This window comes from Cryobacterium cryoconiti (genome assembly GCF_004403065.1).
Lineage (GTDB): Bacteria > Actinomycetota > Actinomycetes > Actinomycetales > Microbacteriaceae > Cryobacterium > Cryobacterium cryoconiti.
Genome location: NZ_SOHA01000006.1, coordinates 1 through 22,423 on the forward strand (window position 1 = coordinate 1; position 22,423 = coordinate 22,423).

The following is a 22,423-nucleotide window of genomic DNA, read 5'->3' on the forward strand; positions in this document are numbered from 1 at the left end:
CCGCGGCCGCCCCGACTGCGGCCGCCCCGACCGCGGCCGCCCCGACTGCGGCCGCCCCGACCGCGGCCGGCTCTACGTGCGAGGCGACGAACGCGTGCAGCCACGCCCGCAGGTCGGGGCCGAGATCCTCGCGTTCCACCGCAAGCTGCACGATGGCCTTGATGTAGTCGAGGCGGTCGCCCGTGTCGTAACGACGGCCGCGGAAGATGACCCCGTAGACCCCGCCGGTGGTCTCCGGGGTCACCGCCATCTCCTGCAGGGCGTCGGTGAGCTGGATCTCGTTGCCCTTGCCCGGCAGGGTGCGCTCGAGCACGTCGAACACCTCGGGGCGCAGCACGTAACGGCCGATGATGGCCAGGTTCGACGGGGCATCCTCGGTGCTCGGTTTCTCGACCAGCCCCGTCACCCGCACCACATCGGGGTCGTCGGTGGCCTCCACCGCGGCGGCGCCGTAGAGGTGGATCTGCGACGGATCGACCTCCAGCAGCGCCACGATGCTGGCGTTGCGCTTGCCCTGCTCCGCCAGCATCCGGGTCAACAGCTCGTCGCGCACGTCGATCAGGTCGTCGCCGAGCAGCACCGCGAACGGCTGGTTGCCCACGTGCATCCGTGCGCGCAGAACCGCGTGGCCGAGTCCGAGCGGATCGCCCTGCCGCAGATAGTGGATGTCGGCGAGCCGAGTCGGGTGGCGCACCTTCGCCAGCCGGTCGTGGTCACCCTTGATCTCGAGCAGCGACTCGAGTTCCGTCATGCGGTCGAAGTGGTTCTCGAGGGCGTTCTTGTGCCGCCCGGTGACCATCACGATGTCGGTCAGACCGGCCGCGGCCGCCTCCTCCACAACGTACTGGATCGCCGGCTTGTCGACGACCGGCAGCATCTCCTTCGGCATGGCCTTCGTGGCCGGAAGAAAACGGGTTCCCAGACCTGCCGCGGGAATGACGGCTTTCGTGATCACGGTGCTCATGAGACTCACAGTAGGGGTCAAGGCATGCCGCCGTATAGCGCCCGGCGCCCTTTCCGTGCCGGCCCGGATTGTTTCCTCGATCGGTATATCTCCCGGTGCAGAGCCGGGCTAGGGTGTCGGCACCGTTCGCTCGAGCGGCCACAGGAGGCAACCCGTATGCCGCACGAAACCCAGGATTCCCCGCGCCCGAAAACGTCCGGCCCGGCCGGCGAGGCCCCGCGCAAACGACACCCGTGGCGCATCGCCCTGGCCGTGCTCGGAACGGTGCTGATCGGCGCCGTCGCCACGGGCGGCATCTACGCATTCAGCCTCACCCGCGCCTTCGACAACGGAACCGAGAAGATCCCGAACGCCTTCCCCGAGGAGGCCTCCCGCCCGTCGGGGGCGCCGGCCGACACCGCAACGGATGCCCCTGCCTCCGCCTCCGCCGACCCGGCCGCGGACCCGGGCGCGGTTCCCGCCGGGCAGCCGCAGAACATCCTCCTGCTCGGATCGGACACCCGCGGTGCCACCGGAAAGAACCTCGCCGACATCCGTGGCGAGCGTTCGGACACCATGATGGTGGTGCACGTGCCGGCCGATCGCAAGAACCTCTTCGTCATGTCGATCCTGCGCGACAGCTGGGTCGAGGTGCCCGGGCACGGGCAGGCGAAGATCAACGCCGCGCTGTCGTGGGGTGGCGTGCCGCTGGCCGTGCAGACCGTGGAGAACCTGCTGGGCACCCGCATCGATCATGTGGCCGTGGTCGATTTCTCCGGGTTCGAACAGGCAACGGATGCCCTCGGCGGCGTCGACATCAACAACCCGATCGGCTTCGACTCGTCCCATCTCAAGGGGCACTACTTCGGTGCGGGCGGGCAGCATCTGACCGGCGCCCAGGCGATCGCGTTTGCGCGGGAGCGGTATGCGTTCCAGGACGGTGACTTTCAGCGGGTGCGCAACCAGCAGCTCATCATCAGCGGCCTGCTGTCGGCGGCGATGCACAAGTCTGTGCTGACCGACCCGGTGAAGACGTCGGGTCTGCTGGAGACGGTCACGCCGTTCCTGGCCGTGGACGAGGGCTTCGACTCCGCCTACCTGACCGCTCTGGCCTGGCAACTGCGTGAGGTGCGGCAGCCGCAGGTCACCTTCTTCACGATGCCGACCGACGGCACGGGAACGTCGGGCGACGGCCAGTCCATCGTGAACGTGGACTGGGACGGCCTCGCCGCCGTGCGGGAGGGCTTCCAGACCGACACGCTCGCCGGCTACCGTCCCGAGCTGCAGACCCTCGGGTAGCGGCGGGTCCGGTGCCGCTCCTCGGGTAGTGGTGCCCCCTGCTGCAGCCCCTGGGGTAGCGGCGGGCGGCTGCTCCGCGGGTGGCTGCCCGAGCTCCCCTGGCATAACTCCTGCAAATTGCCGCCGGAAGGCTGTTTTGGGGCTGAATGGGGCACATCCGTCACAATTTGCAGGAGTTATGCACGCGCGGTGGGGGTAAGGCGTCAGCGCGCGCGGTCGCCGCGCAGCAGAACCAGCCCGATCCCGGCGCCGACGGCCGCCCCGATGGTGTTCGCGATCACATCGGACAGGGTGGCGTAGCGGGCCGGCAGGAAGATCAGCTGCGCGAGCTCGATGGTGCAGCTCGCCGCGAAACCCGTCAGCACGGCCAGCCACCATCCGCGCGCCCCGGCCAGGATCATGACGAAGAGGCCGACCGGAACGAACAGCAGAACATTGGCGGCGAATTCGGCCAGGCTGTAGCGCAGCCAGCCGGGAGCACCGCGCTCCTGCAGCCAGTCGATGACCGACAGCAGCGCGGCGTAGGAGTCCCGGTCGACCGGCGCCGGCCAGAACGCGATCAGCACCAGCGCGGTCAGGTAAACCAGCATGAGCCGGGGCGCCCAGCGGCGAAGCCGAGTTCGCGCGGATCCATCCCGCACGGCCAGACGGGTCCGCGTCGGCGGGGGAGTGCGACTCGAATCGGTCATGACTCCCTCCCACACAGCGCAGTCGGTGAACCGACGGCGCCGGGACCCGACCGCAACACTGACGACCTCACCACCCTAGACGCGTCCGCCCGCGCGGGCGAGGTGCCGGGCTCCCGACCGCCCGAGTCCGGGCATCCGTTCGCGGTCGCGGCTCGCGCGCCCACCGCCCAGACGGATGCCTCAGCAACTGTTCGCGTTTCGGACGAATGTTGCCGATACACGGGCAACATACGTCCGAAACGGCAACACTTGCGAGGGAGAGCGGCGCGGCAGGGCAGCAGCCGGGCAAAGCGCGGCAGCACCGCCGCCATCGTGCGGCCTCGCGAGACGGATGCCTCGCCAACTGTTCCCGTTTCGGACGAATGTTGCCGGCACACGGGCAACATACGTCCGAAACGGCAACACTTGCGGCGGAGAGCGGCGCGGCCCGCGCGCGCTACCGCGCCGGCGCCGGCGCCACGCGCTTCGGCAGCACGAACACGAGCAGCAGCGCGAGCACGCTGAACGCGGCGCTCACACCCATGGCAGCGGTGGCGCTGTCGGTGAAGCCGGCGGCGAGGGCGGCCGGCGACGGGCCGGCCACGACCAGCGTGCCGAAGAACACACTGCCGATCACGGCGATGCCCACGGCGCTGCCGACCCGTTGCATGACGCCGACGACGCCGCTGGCGGCACCGGCCTCGGAGCGGTCCACGGTCGCCACGATGAACTGCGCGTTCGGCGCGATGAAGAATCCGCTGCCGAGGCCTGCGATGAGCAGCGGCGGCAGGAGCTCCCAGTTGGTGATGGCGGGGCCGATCAGCAGCAGGGCGAGCCAGATCCAGACCAGACCCACGGTGACCAGGCTCACGCCGATCACCAGGACGGTGCGGCCGAGCCGCTGCGCCAGCCGGTTGCTCTGTGAGGCGCCGATGATGGTTCCGAACGCGAACGGGATCGACACCAGCCCCGACTCGAGCGCGGTGTGTCCGAGTCCGGCCTGCCAGAGAATCGAAATGGTGAAGAAGATGCTGGTGAACGCCGCGAAATAGACCAGCGCGAGCACAATTCCACCGGTGAACGCCGGATGCCGGAACAGCTTCGGCGGCACCAGCGGGCTTCTGCCCCACCTGGTGTACGCCACCTCCCAGAAGCCGAACGCCACGATCAGCAGTGCGCCCGCGACGAGGGTCAGGTAGGTCCAGAGCGGCCAGCCGCGGTCCTCGCCCTCGATCAGCGGAACCAGCAGCGCCACGAGCCCGGTGGAGATGAGCACCAGGCCCACCCAGTCGATGCCGCCGCTCTTGGTGCCGGGAGCGCGCTGGGAGCCGGCCGGCAGCAGGATCGTCGCCGCGACGAGGGCGACGATGCCGATCGGCAGGTTGACCCAGAAGACCAGGCGCCATCCGTTCTCGTCGCCGAAGGCCTCGATGATCAGGCCGCCCAGGATCGGGCCGAGCGCGGTGGAGACACCGATCACCGACCCCATGATCGCGAACGCCTTGCCGCGGGCCAGCGGCGGGAACAGGATCTGGATCACAGCGGTCACGGCCGGCACGAACATGCCGCCGGCGAGCCCCTGCACGACCCGGGCGATGATCAGCTGCAGGTCGTTCTGCGCGAGCCCGCAGGCGAGACTGGCCAGGGTGAACAGCAGCAGACCGGTGAAGAAGACCCATTTGTGGCCGATGCGATCGCCGAGCCGACCGGCCGGGATCAGCGCGATCCCGAAGGCGAGCGCGTAGCCGGAGATGATCCAGGAGAGGGTGGCCTCCGAGGCGTCCAGGCTGGTACGGATGGTCGGCAGCGCCACATTCACGATCGTGGTGTCGAGCAGTGCCATGAACATGCCGGCCAGCAGCACGATCAGCGCCTGCCAGGCATTCCGCGGAATGACGACGGATGCGGGACGCTCATCCGGGCGGGAATCGGTCATGACGTGATCCTCTCGAGCAGAGCGAAAGCGAAAGTGCCAACACAAAACCCCCACTCCGTAGAGTGGGGGTTTTGTGTATCTGTCGGGGTAACAGGATTTGAACCTGCGACCTCGTCGTCCCGAACGACGCGCGCTACCAAGCTGCGCCATACCCCGATGGCCCGTAAGCCTTGTCAAGTATAACCCCACGGATGCCCCACCTCGACCACGGTGGTCGACCCGGTGGTCGAGCCTGTCGAGACCCGAGACCCGAGACCCGAGACCCGAGACCCGAGACCCGGTGGTCGAGCCTGTCGAGACCCGAGACCCGGTGGTTGAGCCTGTCGAGACCCGAGACCCGAGACCCGCGCTACGCCGCAGTCAGCGTCAGCAGCGTCGCCTCCGGGGCGCAGGAGAACCGCACCGGAGCATAGATCGACGTGCCGAGCCCCGCGGACACGTTCAGGTACGACGTGTGCAGGCCGGAGTCCCAGAGGCTGAGCCCCTTGACCTGCTTGCGCGGGATGTCGCAGTTGGTGACCAGGGCGCCGTAGCCCGGCACGCAGACCTGACCGCCGTGGGTGTGCCCGGCCAGGATCAGCTGGGCGCCGTGGTTCACGAACGAGTTCAGCACCCGCTGGTAGGGCGCGTGGGCCACGCCGATCGTGAGCGTCGGGCGCGGCGGCGAGGCCACCTCGGGGTCGGGCCAGTGTTCCTCGGACAGCGGGTCGCTGGCGCGCAGGTCGTCGATGGCGCGGGTGATCAGGTCGAGACGGTCCAGCCCGATGTGCGGGTCGTCCACGCCGAACAGCTCCAGGTGGGTGCCGTTCAGGTCGAGTGCCGCCGCCGCATTGTCGAGGTCGAGCCAGCCGAGGTCGGCGAACACGCGGTGCAGGTGGTCGATGTCGAGCTTCTCGTGCAGCGCCGAGCGCAACAGCGACGGGGCGCCGAAATATGCCAGCGGGTTCTTCAGCATCGGACCGTAGTAGTCGTTCGACCCGTTGACGAAGATGCCCGGGATGCCGCGGAACGGTTCCAGCGCGTATTCGATCCCGGAGACGCCGTCGGCGTGCCCGAGGTTGTCGCCGGTGTTGACGATCAGGTCCGGCTTGAGCTCGGCCAGGCCGCGCACCCAGTCCTGCTTGTCCCGTTGCCACGGGGCCATGTGCAGGTCGGAGAGGTGCAGCACCCTGATCGGGTCGGAGCCCGGCGCGAGCACCGGAACGGGAACCTCGCGAAGGGTGAACATGCGCCGCTCCACGAGCGAGCCCCACGCGAACGCGGTCACTCCGGCTGCGGCCACCAGGCCGGCGCCGACGGCGAGGGAGGACCGTGCGGAACTGGCGCGGGTCATCCGTTGCCCCCGCCGTTACCGCTGTTACCGCCGGCGAGTTTGCCGATCACGATCTGCACGGCGCTGCCGGTGGCCGCGCCGGTGCCGGCGGCGGGCGTCATCGAGATCACCTTGCCGACCTGCTGGGGGTCGGTGACGTCCTGATCCTTCTTGTCGATGGTGAACCCCTGCAGGGTGGCCTTCGCATCGGCCTCGGTCTTGCCCACGACGTCGGGCACGAGCTTGAGGGCGCCGTTGCTGGAGTAGACGGTCACGGTCGAGCCGCGGCTGGCGTTGGAGCCGCCGGCCGGGTCGGTGCGGGCCACGGTGCCGGCGGGCATCTCGGATTCGGTGACACCGCCGTCGACGACGTCGAAGCCGGCCGATTCCAGGGTGGAGGTGGCGTCAGCCATCGACTTGCCACGCAGGTCGGGAACCGGAACCTGCACGGCCTGCAAGACCTTGCTGGATGCTTCGGCGAACGACTCTCCGCCGTACTTGGCGTTCGCGACGCTCATCACCTCGGGCCACATGCGGTGACGGGCGGTGGCGGCCGTGCCGCCCACCCAGTCAGTCACTTTGCGCTGGTTGATGTCGCCGGTGACGCTGACGACGCCGACCACGGTGGCGACCTTGCTGCTCGCGCCGCTCATCCAGGTGTCCTTGTTGCCGTCGGTCGTACCGGTCTTGCCGATCATCGGCACGCGCGGCGAGGTGTTGCCGTTCGAGACCGTCGCGGTTCCTTCGGTCATCACCTTCTGCATGGCATATGTCATGCCGGCGGCGACATCGGGGGTGACGGCCTGGGTGCATTTGGTCGGCGGCGGAGTGACGTCGGCGCCGTCGGCGCCCACGATCCGGTCGATCACGATCGGGCTGCAGCTGAGGCCGTTGTTGGCGATGCCGGCGAAGGCGACGGCCATGCTCAGAGGCGCGACCTCGTTGGTGCCGAGCACGGCCGAGGGTCCCTGGTCGAGCGGGTCGAGGTCGGCACGGCCCACCCCGAAGTCGTTCGCCATCTTGGCGATGCCGCATTGGTCCAGTTTCTTGGCCATACCGATGAACCCGGTGTTGATCGAGCCGATCGTCGACTGCAGGGCGCTGTAGTTGGAGCCGGACTCGTTCGCGTCGTTCTTGGGGGCGAAGGCGTAGCTCTGGTTACCTTCACAACTGTTCTTGAAGACGCCCCAGTCACTCTTGACGCGGGAATCGACGCGCTCGTTGAGCGTGTGCCCTTCGGCCAGCCACTCGGCCAGGGTGAACACCTTGTAGGTCGAGCCGGGCTGGAAGCCCAGGGAACCGCCCTGGTTGTAATTGGTGTTGTAGTTGATGCCGGTGTAGTTGGCGTTGTTCTCGGTCACCGCCGGGTCCTGGCTGTACTCCTTGTTCTGAGTCATCGCGAGCACCCGCCCGGTGCCGACCTCGACGCTGGTGATCACTCCACCGACATCCCACCCGCCGTACGTCGTGGGCACGTACTTCTTCATGGTGGTCTCGGCGGCGTTCTGCAGGTCCAGGTCGATCGTGGTGTAGATCTCGTAGCCGCCGCGACGGAAGTTGGCCAGGCGTTCCTCTTCGTCGTCGCCGAAGGTCGGGTCGTTCTGCAGGGTGTTCACGACGAGGTCGCAGAAGTAGGCGCTGCCGGCGGCCGTGGCGCATCCCGTGCTGGGTTCGGTGATGACCGGCTCGATCACGGTGGCCAGCGCGGCGTCATAGTCGGCCTGGCTGATCTTCTCGTACTTGAGCATCTCGCCCAGGATGTAGTCGCGGCGTTCCTTGTTGGCGGCGTACCCGTTGGCAGCGCCGTTCGTCTCGCTCTCAGGGTTGTCGAGCTGGAACTTGACCGGGTTGTTCACGATCGCCACGAGGCTGGCCGCCTGCGGCAGCGTCAGCGCGGCCGCGGAGGTGTTGTAGTAGTAGTTGGCGGCCGATTCGATCCCGTAGACCGTGCCGCCGAAACCGGTGATGTTGAGGTACTGGCGAAGGATGTCGTCTTTCGCGTACTGCTTCTCCACACCGATCGACAGGCGCATCTCCTTGAGCTTGCGGTCGGGGGTGGTCTCCGTCGCCGTCTCGTAGCAGGTCATGCGTTTCTCTTCGTCGGCCATCGCCTCGCACTTCTGCACCTGCACGTTCTTCACGTACTGCTGGGTGATCGAGGAACCACCGCGGGCGGTGCCCGTGGCGACGGTGCTCACGACGCCCTTGATGGTTCCCTCGAGGTCGATGCCGCCGTGCTCGTAGTAGCGGGGGTCCTCGCCGGCGATCGCGGCATCCTTCACGAACGGGCTGATCGCATCCCACTCCACTTCGACCCGGTTCTGGTCGTAGAAGGAGGCGAGGAGCGCCTGGCTGCCGTCGGAGTTGGTGGCGTAGATGTTGCTCTTCTGCGCCAGCTGGTCGATCGCAAGGTAGTCGGGGAGGCTCTCGAACATGTTGATCGTGTTCGTGGCCGTCATACCGGAAAGCGCCAGCGCGGGCGTGACAGCGGCGGCGACGAGGACGCCGGCGATGGCGCTCATCCCGACAAAACCGAGGAACCCGCCGAGCGCTCCACTAACCGTACGATTTTTGGCAGACATACACTTGAGACTAAGTGACAAATCTGAAAAACCGCCTGAATCGGAGCCATATGCCTGCCTGGGAGTACCTTACGACGCCGCTGATGATTCACAACACAGCCGCCATCCTGAACAACTGGGGCTCTGACGGGTGGGAGCTCGTGCAGGTCGTCCCCGGCCCCGAGGGTGGGCTCGTCGCCTACCTCAAGCGCCCGGTCGCCGCTGCCGAAGGCGCCTGAGGCGTGTCGCAGATCGAGGACCGCCTGGCCGAGCTGGGCATCGAACTGCCCAGCGTGGTGCCGCCGGTCGCCACCTATGTGCCGGCCGTCGTGTGCGGTTCGCTGGTGTTCACCAGCGGCCAGCTGCCGATGGTCTCCGGGGCACTCCCGGCCACCGGCAAGGTCGGCGACGGCCACGGGCTCGTTCCCGCCGCGGACGCCCACGATTACGCCCGGCAGTGCGCGCTGAATGCGCTCGCCGCCATCCAGGCCGTGATCGGATCTCTCGACCGCGTCACCCAGGTCGTCAAGGTCACCGGATTCGTCGCATCCGACCCGTCGTTCACCGGCCAGCCCGGTGTCGTCAACGGTGCGTCGCAGGTGCTCGGCGACATCTTCGGCGACCGGGGCGTGCACGCCCGGTCCGCGGTGGGCGTCGCGGTGCTGCCGCTGGATTCGCCGGTCGAGCTGGAGCTCATCGTCTCCTTCGCCTGAGCCGGCACTCGGCCGAAGACACACGAAAGCGGGCAGGCCCACCTGGGCCTGCCCGCTTTGTCGTGCCGCTCGCTACTTCAGGGTGGACATGATCGCCGTCATCACCGAGGTGTCGGCGAGGGTGGTGGTGTCGCCGACCTCGCGGCCCTCCGCGACATCCTGCAGCAGGCGACGGATGATCTTGCCGGAGCGGGTCTTCGGCAGCTCGCTCACGATGAAGATCTGCCGCGGCCTGGCGATCGCGCCGATCTGCTGGGACACATGAGCCCGCAGCACGGCCTGGATGTCCGAGTGCGAGGACTCCTCCAGGTGGCTGTACTTGATGATCACGAACGCCACCACCGCCTGGCCGGTCGTGTCGTCGTGCGCGCCGACCACGGCCGCCTCGGCGGTCATCGGGTGCGCCACCAGGGACGACTCGATCTCGGCCGTCGACAGGCGGTGGCCCGACACGTTCATCACATCGTCGACCCGGCCGAGCAGCCAGATCTCGCCGTCGCGGTCGAGGCGGGCGCCGTCGCCGGCGAAGTAGCGCGGGTTCTCCGAACCGAACTTCTCCCAGTACGTCTCCTTGAACCGCTCCGGGTCACCCCAGATTCCGCGCAGCATCGACGGCCACGGTTCGGTCACAACGAGCAGGCCACCGTTGTCGCGGCCCACGTGGTTGCCCTCGTCGTCGAGCACGTCGATCACCACGCCGGGGATCGGGCTCTGCGCCGAACCGGGCTTGGTCGTCGTCACGCCGGGCAGGGCGGAGATCATGATCGCCCCGGTCTCGGTCTGCCACCAGGTGTCGACCACCGGCGCGACGTTGCCGCCGATGACCTCGCGGTACCACATCCACGCCTCGGGGTTGATGGGCTCGCCCACCGATCCGAGCAGGCGCAGGCTGGTCAGGTCGAAGCCCTGCGGGATTTGACGCCCCAGCTTCATGAACGTACGGATGGCCGTGGGCGCCGTGTACAGGATGCTCACCTTGTACTTCTCCACGATTTCCCACCACCGGCCGGGGTGCGGGGTGTCCGGGGTGCCCTCGAAGAGCACCTGGGTCGCGCCATTGGCGAGAGGCCCGTAGACCACGTAGCTGTGGCCGGTGATCCAGCCGACGTCGGCGGTGCACCAGTAGACATCCGTCTCGGGATGCAGGTCGAACACGTTCTTGTGGGTGAAGGCCGCCTGGGTGAGGTAGCCGCCGGTGGTGTGCAGGATGCCCTTGGGCTTGCCGGTGGTGCCGGACGTGTAAAGGATGAACAGCGGGTTCTCGGCCGGGAAGCCGAGCGCCTCGTGCTCGGCCTCCACCGAGGCGAGCTCGTCGTGCCACCACAGGTCGCGGTCGAACCACTCCACGAAACCGTCGGTGCGCTTGACCACGAGCACGTTGCGCACGGTGGTCTCGCCGCCCTCGAGGGCAGCGTCGACGGCCGGCTTGAGCGCGGACGCCTTGCCCTTGCGGTAGCCGCCGTCGGCGGTGATCACCAGCACGGCGCTGGCGTCATCGATGCGCGAGCGGAGGCTCTCGGCGCTGAAACCGCCGAAGATGACCGAGTGCACGGCACCGATGCGGGCCACGGCGAGCATCGAGATGACGGCTTCCGGGATCATCGGCAGGTAGATCGCGACACGGTCGCCGGCGTTGACGCCGAGTTTTTTCAGCACATTCGCAGCACGCTTCACTTCGGCGGTGAGCTCGGCGTAGGTCACGTCACGGGAGTCACCCGGTTCGCCCTCGAAATGCAGCGCGACCCGGTCGCCGTTGCCGGCCAGCACGTGCCGGTCGAGGCAGTTCCAGGCCACGTTCAATTCGCCGTCTTCGAACCATTTGGCGAACGGCGGGTTGGTCCAGTCGAGCGTCTTCGTGAACGGCTTGTGCCAGTGCAGCAGATCGCGTGCCTGATCAGCCCAGAATTTCAAGCGGTCATCGGCGGCATCCTGATAGAGCTGCGGAGTGGCGATGGCCTGAGCGGCGAACTCGGGCGTCGGCGGGAATCTGCGGGATTCGTGGAGAAGGTTGTCGATCTGGACGCTCATACGTATGTCGCTCCTTTGCGATGCAATGCGTTTGGCGGGCGCGTAACCCAGCCCCCTCCTGAACCATACACGGCGGCATGCACCGCTCAGGTTGCGCGGAATTGCGGCGTGTTCGCACCCCCAATTCAGGTCGCACCGGCCGGCCGTGTTCCGTGTCCTCATTTATGAGGACACGAAGGACTTGCGCATCTGTAATCCGCCTTGTACATTGATACTCGTCCGAACGAAAGTTTTGACCTGCGGTGTGTTTGATTCCCCCCAATCGACACACTGCCGAGGCGGCACCTGTTCCCCCCAATAGGTGCCGCCCCCCTTTTTTTAACCGGTCGTTTTTACCGGTGTTTTTGACCGGTGGTTGCGCCCGGCCCTCCCCAGACCAGGCCCGGCCCGGTTGTGCGGAGATCAGCGACGGGCCCGTTCCGGCCCGCGCCCGCGTATTTAGCGTCGGAGCATGCCAGAGCCCTTCGTCGCCGTTCCGTCCTATGGCGGGCCCGCCGGCGCCGGCGCCGGTGCTGGCGCCGGTTCCCGTGTCGGTGCCCGTTCCGGTGCCGGTGCCGGTTCCCGCACCGTTGTGCTGCCGACGGATGCCGCGTCGCCCGCAGGCCGGACGGCGCGGCCCCTCGACGTGTCAGGGCTGGGTCCGCTGGCCGAGTACGCCGCGAACGCAGAGGTCACCGACCTGTTCGTCAACGGTGCCGCCGGACTCTGGGTCGACGCCGGCCACGGCCCGCTGCACCAGCCGGGCTGGAGCTGCCCCGAACCGGCCGTGCGGGAGCTGGCGGTGCGCCTGATCGCCCTCGGCGGGCGGCACATCGACGAGGCCAGCCCCTGCGTCGATGTGCGCTTGTCCGACGGCATCCGGGTGCACGCGGTGCTGCCGCCGGCGTCGAGCACGGGAACACTGCTCTCCATCCGCCTGCCCCGGGCCGAGCGGCTGAGCCTCGCCGCGCTCGCGGCGGGCGGTCTGTTCGGGGTGGGGGAGGCATCCGTCGGCGCCGTCGAGCGGCTGCGCGCGGCCGTGCACCGGCGCGAGAACCTGCTTCTCACGGGCGCCGCGGGCAGCGGCAAGACCACTCTGCTCGCGGCGCTGCTGGGCGAAGCCGCGCCGGGCGAACGCATTGTGGCCATCGAAGACGTCGCCGAGCTGCGCATCGACCACCCCCATGTCGTGGCGCTCGAGGCCCGGCAGTCGAACCTCGAGGGGGCCGGCCGGATCGGTCTCGACAGTCTCCTGCGTGAAGCGCTGCGGATGCGCCCCGACCGGCTCGTTCTCGGCGAATGCCGCGGTGCCGAAATCCGGGAGCTGCTCGCCGCGCTCAACACCGGCCACGACGGCGGCGCCGGAACCCTGCACGCGAACTCCCTGCGCGATGTGCCGGCCCGGTTGGAGGCGCTCGGCGCCCTCGCCGGACTCGGCCCCGAAGCGGTGGCCCGGCAGGCGGTGAGTGCGATCGGGTTGGTGCTGCACCTCGAGCGGAGTGAGGGCCGCCGCCGGCTCGCGCCGATCGGCCGGTTCGCGCTGGACGACCGCGACCGCCTGATCGTCGTCCCGGCGCACCCGGATGGCCCGGTGCCCCCGGCTGACTCGACGCCTGTCGTCCACACCGAACAGCGCTGGCGCACGCACGGGCGGCGGGCCGCCGCGCCACAGGAGCTCGAGGGTCCGCGATCCGGGGCTTTGCGATCCGCGGCTCCGTCATGAGGCGCCCCGAAGCCAGAGGCCGGCGTGGTTCCGCCAGCCCCGCGATCGAGGAGGTGGCGCAGGTGACCCAGCGGCTCGCGGTACTGCTCGCCGCCGGAGTCTCACCGGCGTCGGCGTGGGCGTACCTCGAACCGGTCGGCGGGGCCAAGGAGGAGAAGGAGAGGGAGGAGGCGGCGGTGCCGGCATCGAGGTGGAAGCCGTGGACATCCGTGCGACCGACGCAGCCGTCGCCGGGGTGGCGCATCATCCGGGCGGCGGCCGACGCAGGACGCCGCGGCGACAGCATCGCGGACGCCGTGGCTGCCGAGGCCCGCATGCTCGATGATCAGGTCGGCGACGCGTGGCTGGGCCTGGCCGCGGCCTGGCAGGTGGCCACCGCGGCGGGTGCGCCGCTGGCCGCCTGCCTGCGGCAATTGGCGGCATCCTTCCGGCAAGTCGGCCAGCTGCACGCCGACCTGGCCGTGGCGCTCGCCGGGCCGAGCGCCACGGCGCGGATGGTGGCGTTCCTGCCCGTGGTCGGAGTGCTGTTCGGCAGTCTGCTGGGTTTCAACACGCTGCACACACTCTTCCTCACCGTGCCGGGCTGGGCCTGCCTCGCCGGCGGAGCCGTGCTCATGCTCACGGCCGACCGCTGGAACCGGCGGCTCGTGCGCGGCGCCCGGGCGCGGGACCCGACCCCCGGCCTTGAGCTGGACCTCACGGCGATCGCCATGACCGGCGGTGGTTCCGTCGATCGCGCCCGGTTGCTGGTCGACACGGCGGTGGAGCGGTACGCCCTGCACCGCGCGGATTCGGCGGCCGCCATCGACCGGGTGCTGGCGCTGTCCGTGCGCGCCGGCGTGCCTGCCGCGGAACTGCTGCGCAGCGAAGCCGAGCAGATGCGCCGGCAGGCCGGCAGCGATGGCCAGCGCCGCGCCGCCACCCTCGGCGTCACCCTGATGATCCCGCTCGGGGTGTGCGTGCTGCCCGCGTTCATGCTGATCGGGGTGCTGCCGCTGCTGATGACCGTCCTCTCGTCCACAGGCCTGAGCTTCTGAAGTTCTGCACCGATGGCCCGGGCCCCCGGATCCGGCCCGGCCGACCCGCCAGTCTGAACCCACCATCCACTCGTGCCGCCCCACACACCGCGTCCAAAGATGCGAGAAGGAGACGACCACATGCCCACCATGAAGCCCCTGTCCGAGCCCTTGGCTCAGCGCTTGTCCAAGACCGGCACCGATCCCGGAACCAACGGAACCGCGGGAACCCCCGGGGCCACCGCCCCGCCCAGGGCCGCACCCCGCCTCCGCCGGCTGCGCGGCCTGCGCGGCCTCCGCGACGACACCGGAGCGGCGACGGCAGAATACGCTGTGGCCACCATGGCGGCCGTCGGCTTCGCGGGCCTGCTGATCGTGATCCTGCGCGGCGACGAGGTGCGCGGCATCCTCACCGATCTGGTGCGCAATGCGCTCAGTGTGGGGTAGCCGGCGCCGCCGGGCCGGGCCTCGCGGTGTGCGCCCCGGCACGCCCGACCGGGGCAGCGTCACCGCCGAGTTCGCCACGGTGGTGCCGGCCGTGCTGCTGGTGCTCGCCTGCTGCCTGGGCGCCCTGCAGGTGGTCGGCCAGCAGGTGCGCCTCACGGATGCCGCGGCGGACGCCGCCCGGTCCCTCTCTCGGGGCGACAGTGTCGACCGGGCCGCGGGCCTGGTCGACCGGGCGGTGGCCGGTGCCTCACTGACGCTGGAACGCCAGGGCGAGTTCGTTTGCGCGCGGCTGAGCGCTCCGAGTTCGTTCGCCCCGTTCGCCGCCGTCGGCCTCACCCTGCACGCCGGGTCATGTGCGCTCGGCGGCGGCCAGTGAGGCGCCGGGGCCCGCCGGCCGGGCAGCATCAAGCCGGGCAGCATCCAGCCGTGCAGCACCCAGCCGTGCAGCACCCAGCCGTGCAGCGCCTGGACGGGCAGCGCCTGGCCGGGCAGTCCCGGGCGGGGGAGCGCGGCTCCGGAACGGTGCTCGCGGTGGGGGTGCTCGGCGCGGTCCTGTTGCTCACGGCGGTGGCGCTGCCGCTTGTGGCGGCGTTGGCGGTCAGCCAGTCGGTGCAGGGGGCGACGGATGCCGCGGCGCTCGCCGCCGCCGACACCGCCTCGGGCCGGGTGGCCGGCGTTCCCTGCGCGGCGGCGGCCGAGGCGGCGAGGCTCAACGGGGCATCCGTCACCGTCTGCACGGTGGACGGGCTGATCGTGTCGGTGACGGCGGTTCGCGGCTATCTCGGGTTCGAACTGGGCGCCCGGGCACGAGCAGGTCCGCCCGGTGCGGGCGAGGGGCCGTTCGGCTGACCGAGGGGCTGTTCGGCTGACCGAGGTCTAGTCGAAGAGCGCCTCGATGTAGCGGTAGTCGACGGCGGTGGGCCGATCGGGGAAGTCGGCCGCACCGAATTCGAGGCCGGCGCCGCGCAGATAGAGGTAGCGTTTGCTGCCGTCAGCGGGGATCTCGAGGCGCGGCCGGGGATCGCCGGATTCGAGGAACTCCGTTGTCACTGTCTTGCCTTCGAGGGGGCCGTCCGTGAGCTTCGCGGTGTACGTGCCCGTTGCTGAATTCGCCATGCTTCAATTGTGTCCGCCAGCGCAGACCTGGCAACCCCCAATGCTCCCGCCCGGAGTGTTCGATTAGGTAGGCACCATATTGCAGTGTGTATGGTGTGCCATGGCCCACTTGGACCCGTACCTATAAAGAGGAGTCTGGTGCCAGGCACTAAGAAGCTGGTCATTGTCGAATCGCCGACGAAGATGAAGTCGATCGCCGCCTATCTGGGCGACGGCTACGAGGTGTTGTCCTCGGTCGGCCATATTCGCGACTTGATTGAGCCCAAAAACCTGCCGCCCGAACTGAAAAAGGGCCCGCTGGGCAAGTTCTCGGTCGACGTGGACAACGGGTTCGAGCCGTACTACGTCGTGTCCGACGCGAAGAAGAAGACCGTGGCCGAACTCAAACGGGCCATGAAGAACGCCGACGAACTCCTGCTCGCAACTGATGAGGACCGCGAAGGCGAGGCCATCGCCTGGCACCTGCTGCAGGTCCTTCAGCCCAAGGTTCCGGTCAAGCGCATGGTCTTCCACGAGATCACCAAGGAAGCCATCCTTCAGGCGAAGGACAACACCCGCGACCTCGACACCGCCCTCGTCGACGCGCAGGAGACCCGGCGCATCCTCGACCGCATCTATGGCTACGAGATTTCCCCCGTGCTCTGGCGCAAGGTCGGCCCCGGCCTGTCCGCCGGCCGCGTGCAGTCCGCCGCCACCCGCCTCGTCGTCGAACGCGAACGCGAGCGCCTCGCGTTCGTCTCCGCCGGCTACTGGGACCTGATCGCGCAGCTCGCCCCCGGGGCGTCGGCAACGGATGCCGCGTTCCAGTCCAAGCTCGTGCGCCTGAACGGCGAGCGCATCGCCTCCGGCGGCGACTTCGACGACCTCGGCCGGCTCAAGCCCAAGGTGTCCGCGGTCACCCTCGACGAGGCATCCGCCCTTGCCCTGGCCACCGCCCTCAAGGAACCGTCCGTCGCGCTGACCGTGACCAAGGTCGCCTCTAAGCCCTACCGTCGCAGCCCGGCCGCGCCGTTCACCACCTCGACCCTGCAGCAGGAGGCAGCGCGCAAACTGCGCTTCACCGCCCGCCAGACCATGAGCGTGGCGCAGTCGCTGTACGAAAACGGGTACATCACCTACATGCGTACCGACTCGCCGTCGCTGTCACAGCAGGCGATCACGGCCGCGCGCACCCAGGCATCCGCTCTCTACGGCCCCGAAACGGTGCCCGACAAGCCCCGCCTGTACAAGGGCAAGAGCAAGAACGCCCAGGAGGCGCACGAGGCGATCCGCCCGTCCGGCGACACCTTCCGCACCCCTCCTTCCCTCGCATCCACTCTGCGCGGCAACGACTTCAAGCTCTACGACCTGATCTGGAAGCGCACCGTCGCCTCGCAGATGGCGGACGCGACCGGGTCGACCGCGTCGGTGACCATCGCGGCCGGGCCGACCGGCGCAGCCGAGCACCCGGCGGCATCCGGAGCGCTCGCCGAGTTCTCCGCCAGCGGCACCGTGATCACCTTCCGCGGCTTCATGCTGGCCTACGAGGAGTCCCGGGACGAGGAGCGCAACGCGCCCACCGACGCCACCGAGTCCAAGCTGCCGCCGCTCACCGAGGGCCAGAAGCTGACCCTGCTCGACGTGGAGGCCAAGGGCCACGAGACCACCCCCGCCGCGCGCTACACCGAGGCGAGCCTGGTGAAAAAGCTCGAGGAGCTCGGCATCGGCCGCCCGTCGACGTACGCGTCGATCATCTCCACCATCACCGAGCGCGGCTACGTCACGCCGCGCGGCCAGTCGCTGGTGCCCAACTGGATCGCCTTCTCCGTTGTGCGCCTGCTCGAGGAGTACTTCACGGACCTGGTCGAATACGACTTCACAGCGGAGATGGAAGACGACCTCGACCGCATCGCCGACGGCAAGGCCGACCGGGTGGACTGGCTGACCAGCTTCTACTTCGGCTCCGACAAGCACCGCGGCCTGCGCCAGGTCATCGACAACCTCGGCGAGATCGACGCCCGGTCGATCAACTCGATGCCGATCGGCGACGACATCACCCTGCGCATCGGCAAGTACGGTCCCTACCTCGAGGTCCAGGACCTCGATGCGGCACCGGATGCCCCGCCGCGCCGGGTGAACATCCCGCCGAACCTCGCCCCCGACGAGCTGACCCCGGCGAAGGCCCGCGAACTCATCGACGCGCCGGTCATCACCGACCGCGTGATCGGTGAGAACCCGGAGAACGGCAAGCGCATCGTGGCGAAGGACGGCCGGTTCGGCCCCTACGTCACCGAGCTGGAACCCGAGCCCGAGGTCGTCGAACCCGGCGAGACCATCGACCCGGTCACCGGCGAGGTCACCCTGCTCGCCGACTCGGCCGCCGCCGAGGCTGCGTCGGCGACCACGGCTGCGGCCACCGCCGCCGCCGCGAAGCCCAAGCGCAAGGCCCCCGCCAAGAAGAAGGTCGCCGCGGTCAAACCCCGCACGGCCTCGCTGTTCAAGACCATGGACCTCGCCACGATCGACCTCGACACGGCCCTGCACCTGCTGGCCCTGCCGCGCACGGTCGGGATCGACCCGGAGACGGGCGCGGAGATCACGGCGCAGAACGGCAAGTTCGGCCCGTACCTCAAGAAGGGCGTGGACACCCGGTCGCTGACCAGCGAAGACCAGATCTTCGAGATCGACCTGGCCGGCGCGATCGAACTGTACGCGCAGCCCAAGTACGGCGCCCGACGGGCGTCGAGCGCGCTCAAGGAATTCGAAGCTCCCGACCCCGAGAGCGGCAAGGCCATCAAGATCAAGGACGGCCGGTTCGGCGCGTACGTCACCGACGGCGTCACCAACGCCACCATCCCGAAGGCCGAGACGGTGGAGGAGGTCGACTTCGACCGCGCCGTGCAGCTGCTCGCTGACAAGCGGGCCAAGGGCCCGGTCGTGAAGAAGGGGCCCGCGAAGAAGGCCCCCGCGAAGAAGGCGCCGGCGAAGAAGGCCCCCGTCAAGAAGGCCGCTGCGAAGAAGACGGCGGTGAAGAAGCCGACTCCGTCCGGTGCCACCACGACCGTGCGCGCCCAGCGCACCCCGGCCCAGAAAGCGGCGACCGCGGCCAAGGCTGCGGCGACCCGGGCAGCCACCGCGGCCGCGAAGGCGGCACAGGGCGCTTCGCAGTCGTGAGCCTGGAAGCAGAAGCAGAAGCAGAAGCAGCAGTAGCAGCACCGGCCGGGCTCTTCATCACCCTCGAGGGTGGTGACGGGTCCGGCAAGACCACCCAGTCGCAGCTGCTCACCGACTGGCTCGAACAGCGCGGACGCACCGTGCTGCGCACCCGCGAGCCCGGCGGCACGGAGGTCGGCGTCGCCATCCGTGAGATCGTGCTGCATCACCGCGGTGAGATCGCGCCGCGCGCCGAGGCGCTGCTCTACGCCGCCGACCGCGCCCAGCACGTGGCCACCGCGGTGCGGCCGGCGCTCGCCCGCGGTGAAGTGGTGATCCAGGATCGCTACCTGGACTCATCCGTCGCCTACCAGGGGGCCGGACGGGTGCTCGACGCTACCGAGGTGCGCGACCTGTCGCTCTGGGCGGCGGAGGGGCTGCTGCCCGCGCTGACCGTTCTGCTCGACCTCGACGAAACCGCCGCGCGCGGCCGGCTCGACGCGGCGAACAAGCGCTTCGACCGGCTCGAGGCGGAGAAGAGCGACTTCCACCGCCGGGTGCGCGCCGCGTTCCTCGCCCTGGCCGCCGCCGAGCCGGAGCGCTTCCTGATTGTGGATGCCGCGCGGCCGGTGGCCGAGATCGCCGCGCTCATCCGGGACCGGGTCACCACGCTGCTCTGAGCAGGTCTGCCCCTCCCCGGGCTGCACCGGCTCCAAGCTCCCTGTCACCGACGAAAGGTACTCTGGTCCGATGACTGTGTGGGATGGCCTGACAGGTCAGGCGGACGCGATTGCGATCTTCCGCGCGGCGGCCGAACGGCCCGCCGACGGAGACGCCGAGGCACGCGCCGGCTCCGCCATGACGCATGCCTGGCTGATCACCGGCCCGCCTGGCTCCGGCCGCTCCAACCTCGCGTTCGCGTTCGCGACCGCCCTGCTCAGCCCCGGCACCGAGGCCGGTGACGAGAACGCCCGCCGCCTCGTCGACGCCCGCACGCACCCCGACCTGACGGTGCTCTCCACCGAGGGCGTCATCATCAAGATGGACGCCGTCAAAGAGGCCGTGAAGCGCTCGCAGTACTCGCCGTCGGTGGGCCGCTACCGGGTCGTCGTCGTCGAAGACGCCGACCGCATGGTCGAGCGCACCTCCAACGTTCTGCTCAAAGCCCTGGAAGAGCCGCCGGAGCGCACCGTGTGGATCCTCTGCGCCCCCAGCGAAGCCGACCTGCTGCCCACCATCCGGTCCCGGGTGCGGTCGGTGCGGTTGCGCGTGCCGAGCGTCGACGACGTCGCCGAACTGCTCGTCGCCCGGGACGGCGTCGACCGGGCCACCGCCGAACGGGCAGCGCGGGAGGCGCAGAGCCACATCGGCATGGCCCGCCGCCTGGCCACGAACCCCGAAGCGCGAGCGCGACGTGAGGAGACCCTGCGGGCGGCCCTCGGCATCCGTGGGGTGTCGGCTGCCGTGAATGCCGCCGCCCGGCTGCTCGCCATCGCCGGGGACGACGCGAAGGCGATCACACTCGAACGCGACGCCGCTGAGCGCGAGGGTGTGCTGCGGTCCCTGGGCGTCGAGCCCGGACAGTCGGTGCCGCCCGGCCTGCGCAGCCAGATCAAGGCCCTCGAAGACGACCAGAAACGGCGTGCCACCCGCAGTCTGCGCGACGGGATCGACCGCATCCTGGTCGACCTCACCTCGCTCTACCGAGACGTGATCATGGTGCAGCTCGGCCGCGAGACCAGCGTGATCAACCGGGAACTCCTCACGGAGGTGCGTGCGGCGGGAGCAGTCTGCGCCCCCGCGGCCACCCTGTTCACCCTGGACGCGATCGCCCAGGCCCGGCAGCGGATCGAAGCGAACGTGGCGCCGGCGCTGGCCCTCGAAGCCATGCTCGTGTCGGCGATCCGCCGATGACGCGCTGTGCAGGTCGGTCTCAGAGGCCGGCCGGAGAACGTTCATCCCAGAGAAAGAGAAACCGTTGACCAGACGACCTCGCTTGAGCACCCTGTCGGTGCGAGCCAGGGCCACGGCCGTGGCCCTGGTGCTCACCCTGGGACTGAGCGGCTGTGTGCCCCTGTTCCTGCCGCAGCAGGCCCAGTCCACCTCGGTTCCCACCGGGGAGAAGGTCAGCGCCGACCTCGAACCGTTCTACGACCAGGTGCTCAAGTGGAAGGATTGCGGCTCCGGCCTGCAGTGCACCACGGCCTCCGCGCCGCTCGACTGGGCCGACCCGGGCAGTGGCGACACGGTCGACCTGGCCCTGGTGCGGCACCAGGCCACGGGCAGCCGAATCGGTTCGCTGCTCGTGAACCCCGGCGGCCCTGGGGGCTCGGGCTACGACTTCGTCAAGGATTCCCTCGACTACGCAACGGATGCGAAGCTGCAAGCCGGGTTCGACGTCGTCGGCTTCGACCCCCGCGGGGTGGGCCGTTCCTCGGCGGTGAGCTGCTACGAACCGGCCGAAATGGACGAGTACCTCTACGGCCTCTCGACCACCCAGCGCGGCAGTGACGCGTGGATCCAGGAGCTGGCGGCGTCCGCCGCCGATTTCGGCGCCGCCTGCCAGGAGAACACCGGTGCGCTGCTCGGCCACGTAGACAGCACCAGTGCCGCCCGTGACCTCGATCTGCTGCGTGCCGCGCTCGGCGACGAGAAGCTCAACTACCTCGGCTACTCCTACGGCACTTTCCTCGGCGCGACCTACGCCGACCTCTACCCGGACCGGGTCGGGCGGCTCGCCCTCGATGGCGCGCTCGATCCCGCCACCACGAACGCCGATGTGACCCGGGTGCAGGCCACCGGTTTCGAGAATGCCCTGCGCTCCTACCTCACCGACTGCCTGGCGGGCGAGGAGTGCCCCTTCGACGGCACCGTCGACGACGCCATGAACACCATCGGCGCCTTGCTCGCCTCGGTGGACGTGAGCCCGATCGCAGCCACCGACGGCCGCCGACTCGGCGCGAATTCGCTGCTCACCGCGATCATCTACCCGCTCTACCAGGCCACCGCGTGGCCGAACCTGAGCGAGATGTTCGACAGCGTGCTGCGCGGCGACGCCGACCTGGCTTTCCAGTTCGCGGACGGCTACAACGGCCGCTCCGTCGACGGCACCTACAGTGATAACGCGACCGAGGCGTTCATGGCCATCAACTGTGTCGACTACAGCTACAACGACGACCCGGCGTCCATGCGCGCGCAGGCCGCCGAGATCGAGGCGGCGGCCCCGACCATCGGCAAGTACATGGCCTACGGCGACATCGGCTGTGCCAACTGGCCGTACCAGTTCGACGGGGAGCGCACTGCGATCGCTGCCGAAGGCGCCGACCCGATCCTGGTCATCGGCACCACCAACGACCCGGCCACGCCCTATGTGTGGGCAGAGAACCTTGCCGAGCAGCTCGAGAGCGGCCAGCTCGTCACCTATACGGGTGAGGGGCACACCGCCTACAACAAGTCGAACGCCTGCGTGAACTCGGCCGTCGACGACTACCTGTTGAAGGGCACGGTGCCGGCCGAAGACCCGATGTGCTGAGTATCCGTCTGACTGCAG

Annotated in this window: 19 protein-coding genes and 1 tRNA gene; 12 read left to right on the forward strand and 8 right to left on the reverse strand. The window is 69.2% G+C overall.

Annotated features, from left to right (window positions below):
* Positions 1-964 (reverse strand): UTP--glucose-1-phosphate uridylyltransferase GalU (gene galU / locus E3T49_RS04055; RefSeq protein ID WP_134423686.1); only part of this gene is annotated, 964 nt, incomplete at its 3' end.
* 156 nt (positions 965-1,120) lie between these two features.
* Between galU and E3T49_RS04060 the strand changes: the two genes are divergently transcribed.
* Positions 1,121-2,242: an LCP family protein gene (locus E3T49_RS04060; RefSeq protein WP_166785463.1), complete on the forward strand. Its 1,122-nt coding sequence runs from the start codon at positions 1,121-1,123 to the stop codon at positions 2,240-2,242.
* 203 nt (positions 2,243-2,445) lie between these two features.
* Here the strand turns inward: E3T49_RS04060 and E3T49_RS04065 are convergent, their stop codons facing one another.
* The 5 genes from E3T49_RS04065 to E3T49_RS04085 all read right to left on the reverse strand — a co-directional run bounded on the left by E3T49_RS04065 (position 2,446) and on the right by E3T49_RS04085 (position 8,740).
* A complete protein-coding gene (locus E3T49_RS04065) occupies positions 2,446-2,931 on the reverse strand; it encodes a VanZ family protein (protein ID WP_134423688.1) in 486 nt (161 codons plus the stop codon).
* A 436-nt stretch (positions 2,932-3,367) separates the two neighbouring features.
* Positions 3,368-4,846: a DHA2 family efflux MFS transporter permease subunit gene (locus tag E3T49_RS04070; RefSeq protein WP_134423689.1), complete on the reverse strand. Its 1,479-nt coding sequence runs from the start codon at positions 4,844-4,846 to the stop codon at positions 3,368-3,370.
* An 82-nt stretch (positions 4,847-4,928) separates the two neighbouring features.
* Positions 4,929-5,002 (reverse strand) — tRNA-Pro (locus E3T49_RS04075).
* A 193-nt stretch (positions 5,003-5,195) separates the two neighbouring features.
* Positions 5,196-6,179 (reverse strand): metallophosphoesterase, encoded by a 984-nt coding sequence (locus tag E3T49_RS04080; RefSeq protein WP_134423690.1) that lies wholly within the window; start codon positions 6,177-6,179, stop codon positions 5,196-5,198.
* Complete coding sequence (locus tag E3T49_RS04085) at positions 6,176-8,740, reverse strand: transglycosylase domain-containing protein (protein WP_134423691.1); 2,565 nt, start codon at positions 8,738-8,740, stop codon at positions 6,176-6,178. Before E3T49_RS04085 ends, E3T49_RS04080 begins: the two co-directional genes overlap by 4 nt.
* 50 nt (positions 8,741-8,790) lie before the next feature.
* Between E3T49_RS04085 and E3T49_RS04090 the strand changes: the two genes are divergently transcribed.
* Positions 8,791-8,958 (forward strand): Sp36 family protein, encoded by a 168-nt coding sequence (locus E3T49_RS04090; RefSeq protein WP_134362172.1) that lies wholly within the window; start codon positions 8,791-8,793, stop codon positions 8,956-8,958.
* Positions 8,959-8,961: 3 nt separating this feature from the next.
* Positions 8,962-9,432, forward strand: a complete 471-nt coding sequence (locus E3T49_RS04095; RefSeq protein ID WP_134423692.1) for a RidA family protein — start codon at positions 8,962-8,964, stop codon at positions 9,430-9,432.
* 72 nt (positions 9,433-9,504) lie between these two features.
* Here E3T49_RS04095 and acs read toward each other — a convergent pair whose 3' ends face one another.
* A complete protein-coding gene (gene acs / locus E3T49_RS04100) occupies positions 9,505-11,460 on the reverse strand; it encodes an acetate--CoA ligase (RefSeq protein WP_134423693.1) in 1,956 nt (651 codons plus the stop codon).
* A gap of 451 nt (positions 11,461-11,911) precedes the next feature.
* Between acs and E3T49_RS04105 the strand changes: the two genes are divergently transcribed.
* From E3T49_RS04105 to E3T49_RS04125, 5 genes are all read left to right on the forward strand, one after another.
* Entirely contained in the window at positions 11,912-13,162 is a 1,251-nt protein-coding gene (locus E3T49_RS04105) for a TadA family conjugal transfer-associated ATPase (protein ID WP_134423694.1), read from the forward strand.
* Entirely contained in the window at positions 13,159-14,199 is a 1,041-nt protein-coding gene (locus E3T49_RS04110) for a type II secretion system F family protein (protein WP_134423695.1), read from the forward strand. The genes E3T49_RS04105 and E3T49_RS04110 overlap by 4 nt, the downstream gene beginning before the upstream one ends.
* 255 nt (positions 14,200-14,454) lie before the next feature.
* On the forward strand, positions 14,455-14,625 hold the full coding sequence (locus tag E3T49_RS16815; RefSeq protein WP_420898529.1) for a DUF4244 domain-containing protein: 171 nt from the start codon (positions 14,455-14,457) through the stop codon (positions 14,623-14,625).
* 28 nt (positions 14,626-14,653) lie between these two features.
* Complete coding sequence (locus E3T49_RS04120) at positions 14,654-15,001, forward strand: TadE family type IV pilus minor pilin (RefSeq protein ID WP_241972634.1); 348 nt, start codon at positions 14,654-14,656, stop codon at positions 14,999-15,001.
* 50 nt (positions 15,002-15,051) lie between these two features.
* Positions 15,052-15,474, forward strand: coding sequence for an Rv3654c family TadE-like protein (locus tag E3T49_RS04125; protein ID WP_241972635.1), 423 nt, complete (start codon positions 15,052-15,054; stop codon positions 15,472-15,474).
* A 27-nt stretch (positions 15,475-15,501) separates the two neighbouring features.
* Here E3T49_RS04125 and E3T49_RS04130 read toward each other — a convergent pair whose 3' ends face one another.
* Entirely contained in the window at positions 15,502-15,741 is a 240-nt protein-coding gene (locus E3T49_RS04130) for a hypothetical protein (RefSeq protein WP_134423698.1), read from the reverse strand.
* A gap of 138 nt (positions 15,742-15,879) precedes the next feature.
* On the opposite strand from E3T49_RS04130, the gene topA reads away from it, so the two are divergent.
* The 4 genes from topA to E3T49_RS04150 all read left to right on the forward strand — a co-directional run bounded on the left by topA (position 15,880) and on the right by E3T49_RS04150 (position 22,405).
* Positions 15,880-18,894, forward strand: coding sequence for a type I DNA topoisomerase (gene topA, locus E3T49_RS04135; RefSeq protein ID WP_134423699.1), 3,015 nt, complete (start codon positions 15,880-15,882; stop codon positions 18,892-18,894).
* A complete protein-coding gene (gene tmk, locus E3T49_RS04140) occupies positions 18,891-19,553 on the forward strand; it encodes a dTMP kinase (protein ID WP_241972636.1) in 663 nt (220 codons plus the stop codon). The genes topA and tmk overlap by 4 nt, the downstream gene beginning before the upstream one ends.
* A 70-nt stretch (positions 19,554-19,623) precedes the next feature.
* Positions 19,624-20,787, forward strand: a complete 1,164-nt coding sequence (locus E3T49_RS04145; protein WP_134423700.1) for a DNA polymerase III subunit delta' — start codon at positions 19,624-19,626, stop codon at positions 20,785-20,787.
* Between the two features lie 64 nt (positions 20,788-20,851).
* Positions 20,852-22,405 (forward strand): alpha/beta hydrolase, encoded by a 1,554-nt coding sequence (locus tag E3T49_RS04150; RefSeq protein ID WP_174722379.1) that lies wholly within the window; start codon positions 20,852-20,854, stop codon positions 22,403-22,405.
* Positions 22,406-22,423: the final 18 nt, after the last annotated feature.